A 14,228-nucleotide genomic window follows, 5' to 3' on the forward strand; every position below is an offset into this window, starting at 1 on the left:
TCCGGACAAACTCCTGGCAAAGTAGTCCCCAAGGATGACTTGGGTGCGCCTCCGCCGTCGCCCGTACGGCGGAGGCGCTCTGCTACCCGGGCATGAACGTCAACCCCGGCTTGTACGCCGCCCTTTCCAGCCGCATACGGTGAGGTCCATGACGCAGGAGACGACAACCGACGACGTGGCCGGCCGCGTGCTCGACGACAGGCGCGGACTGTCCGCCGCCGATGTCGCCGAACGCGTCGCGCGCGGTGCGGTGAACGACGTACCCGTACGCTCCAGCCGGTCGACCGGCGAGATCGTCCGCTCCAACGTCTTCACCCGGTTCAACGCGATCATCGGCGTGCTCTTCGTCATCATCCTGGTCGTCGGACCGATCCAGGACGGCCTGTTCGGCTTCGTCATCATCGCCAACACCGGCATCGGCATCATCCAGGAGATGCGCGCCAAGCGGACCCTGGACCGGCTGGCGGTGATCGGCGAGGCCAAGCCGAGGGTGCGCCGCGACGGCGTGGCGGTCGGCGTCTCCTCGCACGAGATTGTCCTCGACGACGTCATCGAACTGGGGTCCGGCGACAAAGCGGTGGTCGACGGCATCGTCACCGAGGCGGCGGGCCTGGAGATCGACGAGTCGCTGCTCACCGGCGAGGCCGACCCGGTGCTCAAGCAGCCCGGCGACCCGGTCATGTCCGGGTCGTTCGTGGTGGCCGGGTCCGGTGCGTTCCGGGCCACCCGGGTCGGCAAGGACGCGTACGCCGCCCAGCTCATGGAGGAGGCGTCGCGCTTCACGCTCGTCGCGTCCGAACTGCGCGGCGGCATCAGCACGATCCTCAAGTACGTCACCTGGGTCCTGATCCCGGCCGCGATCGCGCTGGTCATCAGCCAGTACCGGATCAACGACGACGACGTTCCCGAGGCGATCCGCCGCATGGTCGCGGGCGTGGTGCCGATGGTCCCCGAGGGTCTGGTGCTGCTGACCTCGCTGGCCTTCGCGGTCGGCGTCATCCGCCTCGGCCGCCGCCAGTGCCTCGTGCAGGAGCTGCCCGCGATCGAGGGCCTGGCCCGCGTCGACGTCGTGTGCCTGGACAAGACCGGCACACTGACCGAGGGCGGCATGAACGTCACCGAGGTCCGCGCGCTGGACCCGTCGCTGCCGGTGCGCGAGGCGCTCGGCGCGCTGGGCACCACCGACCCGCGCCCCAACGCGAGCCTCCAGGCGATCATCGAGGAGTGCGACGCGCCCTCGACGTGGACCGAGGACGCCACGATCCCGTTCTCCTCGGCCCGCAAGTACTCCGGTGCGACGTTCGTGGTCGACGGCGCGCGTCAGTCGTGGCTGCTGGGCGCGCCCGAGGTGCTGGCCCGACCCGGCGACCCGATCCTCGCCGAGGCGGAGGACCTGGGCTCGCACGGACTGCGCGTCCTGCTGCTGGTCCGCACCGACGAGCCGGTCGAGGACCTGACCGCGCCCTACAACCCGCTGCACGGGCACCCCGCGGCGCTGGTCGTGCTGGAGCAGCGGCTGCGCCACGACGCGGCCGACACCCTCGCGTACTTCGCCGCCCAGGGGGTGGCCACCAAGGTCATCTCCGGCGACAACGCCGTCTCGGTGGGCGCGGTCGCGGCCAAGCTCGGCATCCCCGGTGCCGAGCACCCGGTGGACGCGCGCACGCTGCCCGAGGACCGCGACGCGATGGCCGACATCCTGGAGAAGAACACCGTCTTCGGCCGCGTGACCCCGCAGCAGAAGCGCGACATGGTCGGCGCGCTCCAGTCGCGCGGCCACACCGTGGCGATGACCGGCGACGGCGTCAACGACGTGCTGGCTCTCAAGGACGCCGACATCGGCGTCGCGATGGGCTCCGGCAGCGAGGCAGCGCGTGGTGTCGCGCAGATCGTGCTGCTCAACAACAGCTTCTCGGCGCTGCCGTCGGTGGTGGGGGAGGGCCGCCGCGTCATCGGCAACATCGAGCGCGTCTCGAACCTGTTCCTGACCAAGACGTCGTACGCGGTGCTGCTGGCGATCCTCGTCGTGATCGTCAACGTGCCGTACCCGTTCCTGCCGCGCCACCTCACGCTGCTGGCCTGGTTCACGATCGGCACGCCCGCGTTCTTCCTGGCCCTGGCCCCCAACAAGGAGCGGGCGAGGCCGGGCTTCGTGAACCGGGTGCTGCGCACGGCGGGGCCGGCCGGGTTCATCGCCGGTACGGCGTGCTTCACGTCGTACCTCATCGCCCGCGACTACTACGGCGGTACCGAGGCCACTCGCAGCGCCGAGACGTCGATCGCGACCCTCACGCTGTTCCTGGTCGCCCTGTGGGTCCTTGCGATCATCGCCCGGCCCTACACCCTGTGGCGCATCGCGCTCGTCCTGACCATGGCCCTGGGCTTCGCCCTGGTGATCAGCGTCCCGGCCTTCCAGAAGTTCTTCGACCTCAAGCTGGTCGGCACCGAGATGCCCTGGACCGCCGTCGGCATCGCCGTGGTCGCGGCCCTGCTCATCGAGATCGTCTGGCGCTGGATCGGCAAGCGCTGGCCCGCCGTGGAGGACGCGGCCGCCCCCAAGGCGACGGCCGGTCTCCCCGCGGCATAAGCGGTCCCTCGCGGCGCTCGCCTAGGCGCTGATCAGGCGGACGACGGCACCGCTCAGGTTGAGCGCCAGGGTGGCGAAGGACATCACGGTCGCCGGGATCCGTAATCTGCCGGCCGGGTCGGTCGTCGGCTGGCGGCTCCCGCCGCCGAGGACGATCCGCGTCTCGGCGCGCACGTTGTGTCGGCGCACGCTGAGCCAGGCGGCCGGTCCGCCGGCCGCCGCGCACAGGCACGACGCGCCGAGCGACACGGGTGCCGGGAGCAGGCCGTCGGACAAGACGGTCGCGGCGATCGACACGATCATGGCGGCGAAGGCCGCGAGGACGGTGACGTTCACCTGCTGGAAGGTCGTCAGCGGTTGGCGGATGCCTTCGCGGACCTGGTGCGCGCGCAGTACGTCGGCGGCGTTGTCGCGGATTCCGCGGCGCCTGGACGCGTCCGCGCAGCGCACCGACACCGTGGCGCCGGACAACCGGTCGAGGGCGACGACGAGCCGGGTGTCCGCCGTGGTCAGCGTGATGGTCAGGTTGTCCAGCGTGTCGGGGTCGCCCAGCCTGCGGCCGAGTTCGGTGCGGAGGGCGCGCAGGCTCCGTGCGGTGACCTCCTCGCCGTTGCGGCGAGTGCCGAGGCACACCGATGCGCCGTGGCCGACGAAGTGCCGGAACTGGTCGAGGACGCGCGGCAATTGGCCCGGCTCGAACTTGCAGCCGAAGTACGCACTCGTCGTCGTGGTGGTGGACGGGGCGCCGGTCGGCGCGTCCGCAGATGTTGTCATTGCTCGATTCCGTCGGAGGCTCCGGAGGCCGGAGGCGTGGGTCAGGAGGCGGTCGTGTCGCGCGAGTCGCGTACGACACGGCGCGCGGCGTCCTCGGCGAGGCGCGCGGCCGCCCACCGGTTCGTGAATTCGTCGATGTCCCCGCCGAGGGCCGCCACGACCAGCTCGGTCTGCGGGAGGCGGGGAAGCCGTGGCCCGCGCAGGACGCGCAGCACGGTCTCGGTGCTCATGCCGCCCGCGGCCCGCCGGGCGACGATCGCCGCCGGGGGTTCCCCGGCCGCGGCGTGCAGTTCGGCCATGGCGCCGAAGAACCGCTCCACCGGGCCGGACCCGCGGCTGCGGGACCTGTCGCCCGGGAGGCCGGATCGCGCGCGTTTCGGCTTGTTCCATTCGGCGCGGGCGCGCAGCCACGTCTGGTGCAGCAGCCACGGATCGGCGCCGCAGGACAGGGCAAGTTGCCGCGTGACGGGCCACGAGGGGACGCCGCGCCCGGCGAGCACCCGCTTGAGGTACGAGTGCGAGATCTCGGATCGGGCGGCGAGTTCCCGGGGCGCGGTCCCGGACGACGTGACCATGTCCGCCAAGAGGCGGGCGAACGCACGGACGACGGGCGGGCCGGGCCAGGTCGCATCCTGGGCCGCGGCCGCCTCCTGGAGGTCGCGGACGGTCCCCAGCCGCCGTTCGGCGCCCGCATAGCGCTTGCGGGCCACGGCGGGAGTCAGCGAGAGCGAGTTGGCGACCACGGTCCAGGGCAGGCCCTCGCGTCGGGCGCGGACGACGCAGGCCTCCACCAGGCGCTCCACATGCGCCGTGAGCTCGGCCGCTTCGCGCAGCAGCGCCGGATCCGGGCCCGTCGCGTGGCGGAGCCGGAACCGGAGGTGCGCGACCATGCGGAATGTCTGCGGCCCGAACCACCTGGTGAACTCGTCCGCGGGGGGCTGCCCCGGGTCGCTTTGCGCGGACCTCGACTTCCGGTACGCCGCGCTCCGGCACGCGCCGCCGCAATACCGCCGCGGGCGCCCGCGCGAAACGGCGCGACCTCGGATTTCCGTGCCGCAATGGCAACACGTTGCAATTTCTGCCGGTGTTTCGACGGTCACCGGGCGCCTCGCGGAGGGCGGCTCCCCGGAATATCGTGTCGCGGCATGGTCGTATTCGAATTTCGTGACAATGCCACGCGCGTCGCGTCCCGCCCGGCGCAGGAATATGTCGACAGGCCACGGGCCCCGCGCGTTGCCGCCACGACTGTGCAGGACACGGTCCCATTCGTGGCGGCGCGTGGGCCACGTGCTTCGGAGCGCGGGGCTGACGCGATGTCGACAACGCCGGCTACGGGCACGCGGGGAGCCCGCGCCCGACGGCGTTTTCCGGCCGGTGCGTCCGGGCCTGTGATAGCACTGACCTGTGGCGCCGTGGGGCGTGACCTATCTACGCTCGGCGCGTTGTGCCTGGTGTGCTCGGGCAGGCCCGAGCACATCGGAACGGTCGGTGGACTGGTCAATTGGGACCTCGGGTTCTGTTTGTGGGAATTCGGACACACCGGCTGGTCGGGTAGCCCCCGGGAGAATGGATTGGTAGCCCTGATCCCGGGGGACTACGGCTAGAGATTACTCGCGTGGGAGCCACCGAGCGGATATCTGGGGCTGGAAGGCAACGCCTCGCCCGAGATTTTCCCTGTTGATCAAGCGTGATCGCATGATCGGTCCCGAGGGGCCGCGAATTAGGCGTGTCCCGGTCGAATTCCCAAGGCAATGTGATCGTTATCCGTGACGGCATGAACCGTTGGACGGAGAATCGCCAAAATGTCGCGATCGACAGGCGATGAATCTGCCCTTTGTCGCGATGGTCGGTCTTGGGTGGCGATAGCGGGGGGTGGCGCGGTGACGGCTGAACGCGCGCCGGTCTCTCGGACACCGGGCTCCGGCCCGGCCGGATCATGCGGGCCTGGTCAAAACGGTGAGGCCACACCGCCTCGGTGGAGGCGATGTGGCCAGGCGCGGTGGTCGGACCTGTCGGGCCGCGAGGCCGCGCGAAGCGGCGGGTGCATCGGCCGCCGGCCCGTCGAGGGGCGGACCCCGCACGTGCGGAAGCCCCGGGCACGCGGTGGCGTGTTCCGGGGCTCCGTCAGGTTGTTCGGCGCCGGGCCGTCCCTGGTCAGGCGCGCGGGGCCGGCTGGTAGAGGACGGCGGCCCAGCCGTCGGGGCCGACGACCTGGGCGCGGACCTCGTGCGGGCCCTGCACCGGCTCGGCCACCTTGAAGCCCGCCTCGCGCAGCGGCGTCAGCGCCGCCTCCAGGTCCGCGACCTTGACCATGACCGACGCGCCCTCGCCCTCGCGGTCGGTGCCGGACAGGGCGATCCGGTTGCCGTTCACGTCGAACTGCGCCCAGCGGTCGCCGTCGACGAAGGTCGGCTCGGTGCCGAGCACCGCGCTCATGAACGCGACCGCGGCGGTCATGTCGGCGACGGGGAACGCGGCGGACAGGCCCTGTGCGGACATGACGACCTCCAGCGGGATACGTGGTCGGGGGCAGTGCGCCACCGGGTGCGACAGGCGTACATCGGGGCACACGGCCGATCGGGAGCCGATCGGGATCATCTGATGGTCTATCAGATCCCGGGGGGTGGCGGGCCGGTCGCGCGCGGTGACACCGGTCACGGCTCCCGGCGCCGACCGCCCGGGCCGGAAACGCGCAAATCCCCGCCACGGCACCGACGCCGCGCCTCGCTGCCCCCGCGTCCGGTGGCTTAGTGTCGGCAGCGTGGACCCCACACAGCCGACCCCGCCATCCGCCGGGCCGCCAGTAGGGCCGGCCGCGCCGCCCGAGCCCCCGGCGTTCCCGCAGCACTGGGAGGCCGACGTCGTGCTCCGCGACGGGGCGACCGCGCACCTGCGGCCGGTCGGGCCGCACGACGCCGACCGGCTCGTCGAGTTCTACGCCCGGGTCTCCGACGAGTCGAAGTACCTGCGGTTCTTCACGCCGTACCCCCGTCTCTCGGCACGCGACGTGCGGCACTTCACCAACCACGACTGGATCGACCGCGTCGGCCTCGGCCTGTTCGTCGGCGACGCCCTGGTGGCGATCGTCCGGTACGACCGGATCGGCCCCGACGGACGCGCCGTCCGCACCGGCCCGCACGGCAGGTCCTCGACCGCCGAGGTCGCCTTCCTCGTCCAGGACGACCAGCAGGGGCGCGGCGTCGCCTCCGTCCTGCTGGAGCACATCGCGGCCGTCGCGCGCGAGCGCGGCATCCGCCGGTTCGTGGCCGACGTGCTGCCCTCCAACCGCCGCATGATGAAGGTCTTCACCGAGGCGGGGTACACCCAGCAGTCCGCGTTCGAGGACGGCGTCGTACGCCTGACCCTCGACCTGGAGCCGACCGACACCTCCACCGCCGTCATGCTCGCCCGCGAGCACCGCGCCGAGGCCCGGTCCACCGCCCGCCTGCTCAACCCCCGCTCGGTGGCCGTCATCGGCGCGGGCCGCCGCGAGGGCACGGTCGGCAACACCCTGCTGCGCAACCTGGCCGAGAGCGGCTTCGCCGGGCCCGTGTACGCGGTCAACCCGGCCGCGGGCGACCCGATCGAGGGCGTACCGGTGTACCCGACCGTCGTCGACATCCCCGGCGAGGTGGACCTCGCCATCGTCGCGGTCCCCGCCCGGGCCGTGCAGCAGGTCGCCCAGGACTGCGGCCGGCACGGGGTACGCGGCCTCGTCGTCGTGTCGTCCGGCTTCGCCGAGACCGGACCCGAGGGCCGCGAGCGGCAGCGCCGCCTGGTCCGCACCGCGCGCAGCCACGGCATGCGCGTCATCGGGCCGAACTGCCTCGGCGTCCTCAACACGGACCCCGAGGTGAGCGTCAACGCGAGCCTGTCGCCCCGCATGCCGCGCCGCGGCCGGGTCGGCATGTTCGCGCAGTCCGGCGCGCTCGGCATCGCGATCCTGGAGTCGACGGTCAACCGGGGCATCGGCCTGTCGACGTTCGTCTCCGCGGGCAACCGCGCCGACGTGTCCGGGAACGACCTGCTCCAGTACTGGGAGGACGACCCGGCCACCGACGTCGTCCTCCTGCACCTCGAATCACTCGGCAACCCGCGCAAGTTCACGCGCCTGGCCCGCCGCGTCTCGCGCCGCAAGCCGGTGGTCGTGGTCAAGAGCCTCCGGCACGCCGAGGGCGTCCCGCTGGGGCACGCCACCCGGGCGCTCAGCCTGCCCGACCAGGCGGTCGACTCGTTGTTCCGGCAGGCCGGCGTGATCCGCGTGCCCACCGTCGCGGAAATGTTCGACGTCGCCCAGCTCCTCGCCTACCAGCCGCTGCCCGCGGGCGACCGCGTCGCGATCGTCGGCAACTCGGACTCGCTCGGCCTGCTGACCCAGGACGCCTGCACGAGCGCCGGGCTCGACCCCCTCCGTCCGATCGACCTCACCACCTCGGCGACCGCCGAGGACTTCCGCAAGGCGCTCGGCGACGTCCTCGCGTCCCCCGACTCGGACGCCGTCGTCGTGGTCTTCATCCCGCCCCTCACCACCTCCGGGCAGGAAGTCGCGTCCGTCATCGCGGAGATGGCCGAGCGGGCGGTGACGGCGGGCAAGCCGCTCGTGGCGACGTACCTCGCACACGAGGGGCTGCCGGACCAACTGCGGCGGCTCGACCCCGACGGGGTACCGGCGCCGGGCTCGGTGCCGTCCTACCCCGCGCCGGAGAACGCCGTGCGCGCCCTCTCGGAGGTCGTGCGCTACGCCGCCTGGCGCCGCCGCCCCGCCGGCGAGGTCGTCGAGTTCGAGGACGTCGACGCCGACACCGCGCGCGGCCTGGTCCGCGCCCGCCTCGGCGCCGCGGACGCGGCCGGGCTCTCGCCCGCCGAAGCGGCCGAACTGCTCGGCTGCTACGGCATCCACCCGAGCCCCGCCGTACGCGTCGACAGCGAGGACGCCACCGTCGCTGCCGCCGAGCAGATGGGCTATCCCGTCGTGCTCAAGACGATCGCCGAACATTTGCGGCACCGCGTCGACCTCGACGGCGTACGCCTGGACCTGGGCACCGAAGCGGGTCTGCGCCGCGCCTTCCGCCGCATGTCCACGCGCCTCGGCGGCCCCGACCAGGCCCGGCTGGTGGTCCAGCGCATGGCGCCGCGCGGGGTGGCGACGATGGTGGGGCTCACGTACGACGAGTCCTTCGGCGCGCTGCTGCGCTTCGGTCTCGCGGGCCCGGCCTCCGAACTGCTGGGGGATGTGGCGCACCGCGTGGTGCCCGCGACCGACCAGGACGTCGCCGACCTGGTCCGGGACATCCGGGCCGCGCCCGTGCTGTTCGGCTACCGCGGCGCGCCGCCCGTCGACGTCGGGGCGCTGGAGGAACTGCTGCTGCGGCTTTCGCAGCTGGCCGAGGACCTGCCGCAGGTCACCTCGGTCGTGCTCGACCCGGTGGTGGCGACGGGGGAGGGGCTGACGGTGCTGGACGCGCGTGTACGCCTGTCGCGGCCGCCGCTGCGCACCGACCTGGGCCCGCGATCCATGGGCAACCCCCGCTGAACCGCACGCCGGAGCCCGGGGTTGCAGCGTCGATTGAAGCGTCGAATTGAAGGCGCCGCATGAAGCGTCGAGCCGAAGCGTCGCATCGAAACGCTGCATCGAAGCTCCGGTTGACGCCCGGAAGCCGTAGGCCGGCAAGCCCCCGAAACGCGAGCCGCGGCGGTACGCGCCCGTCTCCAGGTCATACCGCCGCCGGCCCGGCCGCCGCGGCGCCGATGCCACCCCGAGCCGTGGCACCCGCGCCGCCGCTGCGGCCTCCGGTCAAGCCCGTCGCCATGCCCCTCCGCGCACGCCCTCCACGTGGCGGCGCATCATGCCGACCGGCCCGTCCGGACCGACCGCTCCCACGCCGGGTTTCCCCGATCCCACCGGCGCGGGTGCGGTGCCGCCCGAACTCCCGGTGCGGGAGCGCGGACGCTGTGCCGGACGGCCGGGGGCCACCGCGAACGGTGCGTCCCTATCGCCCCGTCCGTCCTGCACAACGGACAGTCAACCGGGTCGTGCCGGACGAGGGGAGGGCGCGCGTGGGGCGCGCGGTTGCGCGGCACGTGGGGTCCCCCGGGGGTGTGCCTCACCGTCACCCGTACGGGGACTGTCGTGAGGTCGACAAAGAGTCATAAGGCGAATGCGCCGGGTCGCGGCGCGCGACCCGGCAGACGCCGCCGCGAACCCGACGCGGTCCCGTCGCGAACCGTTCGGCGGCCCGTCCGAGCGCGCTCGCAGCACGCCCCGATCGCCAGGATGGCGCGCGGGGGCGCTCGGAGGTGCCAGGATGGGGGGCATGGCGAAGACCACCACCTCGACCCAGGGCCTGCGTACGGCCATCGAGCGCAGCGGCTACTACCCGAGCCTCGTCGCCGACGCGGTCGAGTCCACGATCGGGACCGAGCAGGTCGACGCGTTCCTGGTGCACCAGGAGACCACGTTCGACTCCAACGAGGTCCGGCGGCACGTGACCGTCCTCGTCCTCACGCCCGGCCGCTTCCTGGTCAGCCACACCGACGAGCACGCCCCCGACGACACGTCCCCGACGCCGTATGCGACGACGTCCACCGAGACGGTGCGGATCGACCGCATCGAGTCGGTGGTGGTCAGCCGCGTCGTCGGCAACCCCGCCGAGTACGTCCCCGGCGCCCCGCCGCGCGAGGTCGTGCTCACCATCGGGTGGGGCGCCGTCGGCCGCATCGACCTGGAGCCGGCCGGCTGCGCGGACCCGAACTGCGACGTCGACCACGGCTACACCGGGGCGATGACCGCCGACGACCTCTCGCTGCGCGTCAGCGAGGCGGCCGACGGCCCGGACGCGGTCGAGCACACGCTCGCGTTCGCGCGCAGATTGTCCGAGGCCATCGCCGGCTCCGGCCGGTGAGCGCCGCACCCTGGGCTCCGGAACCACCACCAGTCCCCGTCCCGCGCTACGGCGCCGGGGCACTGTCCGACCTGCTCCCGTCCGTCGCGGCGTCCCTCGGGATGCCCGGTGAGCGCAACGTCCTGGGCCTGCGTGAGACCGAGCGCGCCGTCGTGTTCCTCGTCGACGGCCTCGGCTGGGAGCTCCTGAAGGCCCATCCGGACTGGGCGCCGTACCTCACGTCGCTGGTCCCCGGCGCGTGGGGCGGGCGCGGCGAACCGCTGACGGCCGGCTTCCCGGCGACGACGGCGACGAGCCTGGCGTCGTTCGGCACGGGCCTCCCGCCGGGCGCGCACGGCCTGCTCGGCTACACCGTCGCGATCCCCGGCGACGCGCGGCTGATGAACCAGCTGCGCTGGGACCCCTATGTGCCGCCGCGCGAATGGCAGCCGCATCCTCCGCTGATGGAGCGTGCCGCCGCCGCGGGCATCACGGTCGCCCAGGTATCCGACCCCCTGTTCGAACGCACGCCGCTGACCCAGGTGGCGCTGCAGGGCGGCACGTTCGTCGGCCTGCAGGGCGGGCTCCCGCGCATGCACGGCGTCGTGGAGCAGTTGTCCCGGCCCGGGCCGGTGCTGGTCTACACGTACGTCAGCGACCTCGACAAGGCCGGGCACGTGCACGGCGTCGACTCCGACGCATGGCGGATCGAACTCGCGCGCGTCGACGGCCTGGTCCGTGCGCTCGCCGAGCAACTCCCGCCCGGCACCGCGCTGTACGTCACCGCCGACCACGGCATGATCGACGTGCCGATGGCCGACCGCATCGACGTCGACACCGACCCGGAGCTCTCCGCCGGAGTCGCGCTGCTCGGCGGCGAGGGCCGGGCCCGGCACGTGTACGCCGTCCCGGGCGCGGCGTCCGACGTCCTGGCGATCTGGCAGGACGTGCTCGCCGACAGCTGCTGGGTGCTCTCCCGCGACCAGGCCGTCGACGCGGGCTGGTTCGGCGAGGTCGAGGACCGCGTGTACCACCGCATCGGCGACGTCGTCGCGGCGCCGTGGGCGGATGTCGCGATCGTCGCGACGCGCCGGGAGCCCAACGAGTCGCGCATGGTCGGCCTGCACGGGTCCATGACCGCGGTCGAACAACTGGTGCCCCTGCTCGAAGTGCACGCCTGACCCGCGCCTGCCCCCGAGTTCGGTCCATGCCACAGGCTGACCAAGACCTGACCGGCGTCGTCGGCCGGACCGGCTCGCCGGTCGTCCGCCGGGCAAGCGAAAGGGCGCCCTCCCGGCGGTAACCGGCAGGGCGCCCCGCGCGCTTCGCGGGCCGCGGCCCTCGAATGCGTCAGCTCAGGCCTGCTTGCGCTTCTTCAGCAGAACCGAGGTGAGGGCCGCGATGACGGCGATCGGCAGGACTATCTTGAAGAGCTTGCCCATGGTGGTGAACCCCCTCGAGTGATCGGGTGCCGGGCCGATGGCAGTGGGTGCCCGCGGCCGACCCCGCGCCTTTCCGGTGACGCGGGATCAACTCCCGGGCGGGCCCGACGGTTCCGACTCTATGCGATGAGGTCCCTTACGGCGCCGACGCCTCGTCCATGTCGCCGGTCGACGCGATCACGGAGAACGTCGCGCCGTGCGGGTCACCGCAGGTGGCGTGGCGTCCGTACGGCGAGTCCTGCGGCTCGCTCAGCACCGCGCCGCCCGCGCGGCGCACCTTGGCCACCGCGTCGTCGGCGTCCTCGACGCAGAACGTCACGGCCCAGTGCGCGTGCACCTCGTCGGGCCAGTTCTCGTCCATGCCCATGACGCCGCCGATGGGCCGCCCGTCCACCAGGATCGCGTGGTAGTCGAAGCCGTCCGCGCTCATGTCCTCGTAGTCATAGCCGAACGCGGTGGCATAGAACTGCCGCGCGGCCTTGCTGTCGCGCGTCATCAGCTCGTTCCACACGATGCCGCCCGGCTCGTTCACGAGTTCGGCGCCGATGTGGGTGCCGGCCTGCCACAGTCCGACCACCGCGCCCGTCGGGTCGGCGAGCAGGGCCATGCGCCCCAGGTCGAGGACGTCCATCACCGGGAACACCTCGGTCGCGCCCGCCGCCTTCATCGCCAGGACCGCCGCGTCCGCGTCGCCGACCGCCAGGTAGGTCGTCCAGGCGATCGGCATGTCGGGTTCGGGAAGCTTCATCATCCCGGCGACGCGCTTGCCGCGGACGGTGCAGTTTGTGTAGAAGCCGAGCTCCTCGGGGCCGATCTCGCCCTCCCAGCCCAGCACCGTGCCGTAGAAGTCCAGCGATGCCCGGAGGTCCGGCGAGCCCATGTCGACCCAACACGGGACGCCCTGCTTGTACGGGCCAGTCACTTCGCTCATCACTGCCTCCACAGCACAGCTGTCCGGTCAAATCCGGGAATTACCGAAAGTCGGGAGAAATAGCGAGCTATCGGTTCGATGCTGGCACGGCGGGCAGGCGGTGTCGCGGGGAACGCGCGAAGCGCCAGGGGTGAACGCCGACACAGCGCGGGGCGGCGCACGCCGGACCCTCCGGCACGGCAGGATGCGGTGGGTGAACCCAGTCATCGACACCACAGAACTCGCCGCCGCGCTGCGCTCCGCCGAGCCGCCGGTCCTGCTCGACGTGCGCTACCGCCTCGGCGGCCCGCACGGCCTCCCGGCGTACCGCGCCGGACACCTGCCCGGCGCGCACTTCGCCGACATGGACGCCGAACTGTCCGCGAAGCCGGGCGGCGACGAGCGCGGGCGCCACCCGCTGCCGGACCCGGAGGACTTCGCGGCGGCGATGCGCCGCGCGGGGGTCTCGGCGGACCGCGACGTCGTCGCGTACGACGCCGCGGACGGCATCGCCGCCTCGCGGGCGTGGTGGCTGCTGCGCTACTTCGGCCACGAGCGCGTGCGCGTGCTGGACGGGGGCTACGCCGCGTGGGTCGCGGCGGGGCACCCGGTCGACGCGAGTGACCCGGAGCCGGGGGCGGGCGACTTCACCCCGGTGCCGGGCGGGATGCCGCTGCTGGACGCCGACGAGGCCGCGCAACTCGCACGCGACGGCGTGCTGATCGACGTACGCGCGGCCGAACGGTTCCGGGGCGAGACCGAGCCGGTCGACCCGGTCGCCGGCCACATCCCCGGTGCGGTCAACATGCCCGAGACGTCGGTGGCTGGTCCGGGCGGCCTCCTGCTCGGCGCCGACGTGCTGCGCGAACGGTACGAGGCGCTCGGCGCGTTCCCGGGCGCCCGCGTCGGCGCGTACTGCGGCTCGGGGGTGACCGCCGCGCATGCGGTCCTGGTGCTGGAGCGCTCGGGCATCGAGGCGGCGTTGTACGCGCCTTCGTGGAGCGGCTGGATCGCCGACCCGCGCCGCCCGGTGGCGGTGGACCCGGCAGGGTGAGGCGTAGGCGGCGTACCGGCCGGTGACCCGGCGGTCGGGGCGGTGGCGTACCGCGGCGGCTGACGGGGTGTCAGATGGCCGTCCAGTGCGTCGCCTCGCGCCGCCCGGACGCCGTGTAGGCGACGAAGCCGATCAGCCCGGAGGGCAGGTCCGTCATCGTGAAGCGTCCGAAGCCGTCGGTCAGCACGGTGCGGACCCCTTCCGCGTGCCGGACCTCCAGGCAGACGCGGCGCGGCACGGTGAGCTGGCCGAGGATGCGGCGGCGCGGGCCGAGCGGGTACACCTCGACCACCACGGTGAGGGTCGGCGCGTCGAAGGTCAGGACGTGCGGCGCGTCGCCGACCGCCCAGCGGCTCATGGCGAGCGGCGGCGCGGCGGCGTGGTGGTGGTGAGAGGGCGGCTGGTCGTGGCGCGCAGGAAGTCGGCGAGCCAGGGGTCGACGGCGCCGAACAGCAGCCGGACCTCGGCGAGCAGTGCCCGCTCGTCCTGATGCGTGACCCGGTCCGACGTGCCAACGCTCATTTCCCACCGCCCCCCGTAGACAGGTACTGCGGAGCAACACTGAGCATCCTTGCGGACA

At 72.9% G+C, this 14,228-nt stretch carries 11 protein-coding genes; 5 read left to right on the plus strand and 6 right to left on the minus strand.

Annotation, left to right across the window (positions count from 1 at the left end; all coding sequences use genetic code 11):
- Positions 1-148: 148 nt before the first annotated feature.
- A complete protein-coding gene (locus AB0C36_RS15985) occupies positions 149-2,587 on the plus strand; it encodes an HAD-IC family P-type ATPase (RefSeq protein ID WP_358354171.1) in 2,439 nt (812 codons plus the stop codon).
- A gap of 21 nt (positions 2,588-2,608) precedes the next feature.
- Here AB0C36_RS15985 and AB0C36_RS15990 read toward each other — a convergent pair whose 3' ends face one another.
- The 3 genes from AB0C36_RS15990 to AB0C36_RS16000 form a co-directional block, all read right to left on the minus strand.
- The gene (locus AB0C36_RS15990) at positions 2,609-3,361 is read right to left on the minus strand and encodes a hypothetical protein (RefSeq protein WP_358354173.1); all 753 of its coding nucleotides are present in this window, start codon (positions 3,359-3,361) and stop codon (positions 2,609-2,611) included.
- 41 nt (positions 3,362-3,402) lie between these two features.
- The gene (locus tag AB0C36_RS15995) at positions 3,403-4,251 is read right to left on the minus strand and encodes a helix-turn-helix domain-containing protein (RefSeq protein WP_358354174.1); all 849 of its coding nucleotides are present in this window, start codon (positions 4,249-4,251) and stop codon (positions 3,403-3,405) included.
- Between the two features lie 1,264 nt (positions 4,252-5,515).
- Positions 5,516-5,860: a VOC family protein gene (locus AB0C36_RS16000; RefSeq protein WP_358354176.1), complete on the minus strand. Its 345-nt coding sequence runs from the start codon at positions 5,858-5,860 to the stop codon at positions 5,516-5,518.
- A gap of 262 nt (positions 5,861-6,122) precedes the next feature.
- On the opposite strand from AB0C36_RS16000, the gene AB0C36_RS16005 reads away from it, so the two are divergent.
- The 3 genes from AB0C36_RS16005 to AB0C36_RS16015 all read left to right on the plus strand — a co-directional run bounded on the left by AB0C36_RS16005 (position 6,123) and on the right by AB0C36_RS16015 (position 11,423).
- Positions 6,123-8,894: a bifunctional acetate--CoA ligase family protein/GNAT family N-acetyltransferase gene (locus tag AB0C36_RS16005; RefSeq protein WP_435839051.1), complete on the plus strand. Its 2,772-nt coding sequence runs from the start codon at positions 6,123-6,125 to the stop codon at positions 8,892-8,894.
- Positions 8,895-9,675: 781 nt separating this feature from the next.
- Positions 9,676-10,263: a DUF5998 family protein gene (locus AB0C36_RS16010; RefSeq protein WP_358354178.1), complete on the plus strand. Its 588-nt coding sequence runs from the start codon at positions 9,676-9,678 to the stop codon at positions 10,261-10,263.
- Positions 10,260-11,423, plus strand: a complete 1,164-nt coding sequence (locus AB0C36_RS16015; protein ID WP_358354180.1) for an alkaline phosphatase family protein — start codon at positions 10,260-10,262, stop codon at positions 11,421-11,423. Before AB0C36_RS16010 ends, AB0C36_RS16015 begins: the two co-directional genes overlap by 4 nt.
- A 397-nt stretch (positions 11,424-11,820) precedes the next feature.
- Here AB0C36_RS16015 and AB0C36_RS16020 read toward each other — a convergent pair whose 3' ends face one another.
- Entirely contained in the window at positions 11,821-12,615 is a 795-nt protein-coding gene (locus AB0C36_RS16020; RefSeq protein WP_358354182.1) for a VOC family protein, read from the minus strand.
- A gap of 193 nt (positions 12,616-12,808) precedes the next feature.
- Here AB0C36_RS16020 and AB0C36_RS16025 point away from each other — a divergent pair, with 193 nt between their 5' ends.
- Entirely contained in the window at positions 12,809-13,648 is an 840-nt protein-coding gene (locus tag AB0C36_RS16025; protein ID WP_358354184.1) for a sulfurtransferase, read from the plus strand.
- 70 nt (positions 13,649-13,718) lie between these two features.
- On the opposite strand, the gene AB0C36_RS16030 is transcribed toward AB0C36_RS16025, so the two are convergent.
- Together AB0C36_RS16030 and AB0C36_RS16035 are read right to left on the minus strand one after the other, a co-directional pair.
- Positions 13,719-14,006, minus strand: coding sequence for a hypothetical protein (locus AB0C36_RS16030; protein ID WP_358354186.1), 288 nt, complete (start codon positions 14,004-14,006; stop codon positions 13,719-13,721).
- Entirely contained in the window at positions 14,003-14,170 is a 168-nt protein-coding gene (locus tag AB0C36_RS16035) for a hypothetical protein (RefSeq protein WP_358354187.1), read from the minus strand. Before AB0C36_RS16035 ends, AB0C36_RS16030 begins: the two co-directional genes overlap by 4 nt.
- Positions 14,171-14,228: the final 58 nt, after the last annotated feature.

It is taken from the genome of Streptodolium elevatio (assembly GCF_040649515.1).
Classification (GTDB): Bacteria; Actinomycetota; Actinomycetes; order Streptomycetales; family Streptomycetaceae; genus Yinghuangia; species Yinghuangia elevatio.

Excerpts from the sequence above, each read along its gene's own strand:
- AB0C36_RS15985 (WP_358354171.1), top strand. The coding sequence starts at position 149 with ATGACGCAGGAGACGACAACCGACGACGTGGCCGGCCGCGTGCTCGAC.
- AB0C36_RS15990 (WP_358354173.1), bottom strand. The coding sequence starts at position 3,361 with ATGACAACATCTGCGGACGCGCCGACCGGCGCCCCGTCCACCACCACG.
- AB0C36_RS15995 (WP_358354174.1), bottom strand. The coding sequence starts at position 4,251 with ATGGTCGCGCACCTCCGGTTCCGGCTCCGCCACGCGACGGGCCCGGAT.
- AB0C36_RS16000 (WP_358354176.1), bottom strand. The coding sequence starts at position 5,860 with ATGTCCGCACAGGGCCTGTCCGCCGCGTTCCCCGTCGCCGACATGACC.
- AB0C36_RS16010 (WP_358354178.1), top strand. The coding sequence starts at position 9,676 with ATGGCGAAGACCACCACCTCGACCCAGGGCCTGCGTACGGCCATCGAG.
- AB0C36_RS16020 (WP_358354182.1), bottom strand. The coding sequence starts at position 12,615 with ATGAGCGAAGTGACTGGCCCGTACAAGCAGGGCGTCCCGTGTTGGGTC.
- AB0C36_RS16030 (WP_358354186.1), bottom strand. The coding sequence starts at position 14,006 with ATGAGCCGCTGGGCGGTCGGCGACGCGCCGCACGTCCTGACCTTCGAC.
- AB0C36_RS16035 (WP_358354187.1), bottom strand. The coding sequence starts at position 14,170 with ATGAGCGTTGGCACGTCGGACCGGGTCACGCATCAGGACGAGCGGGCA.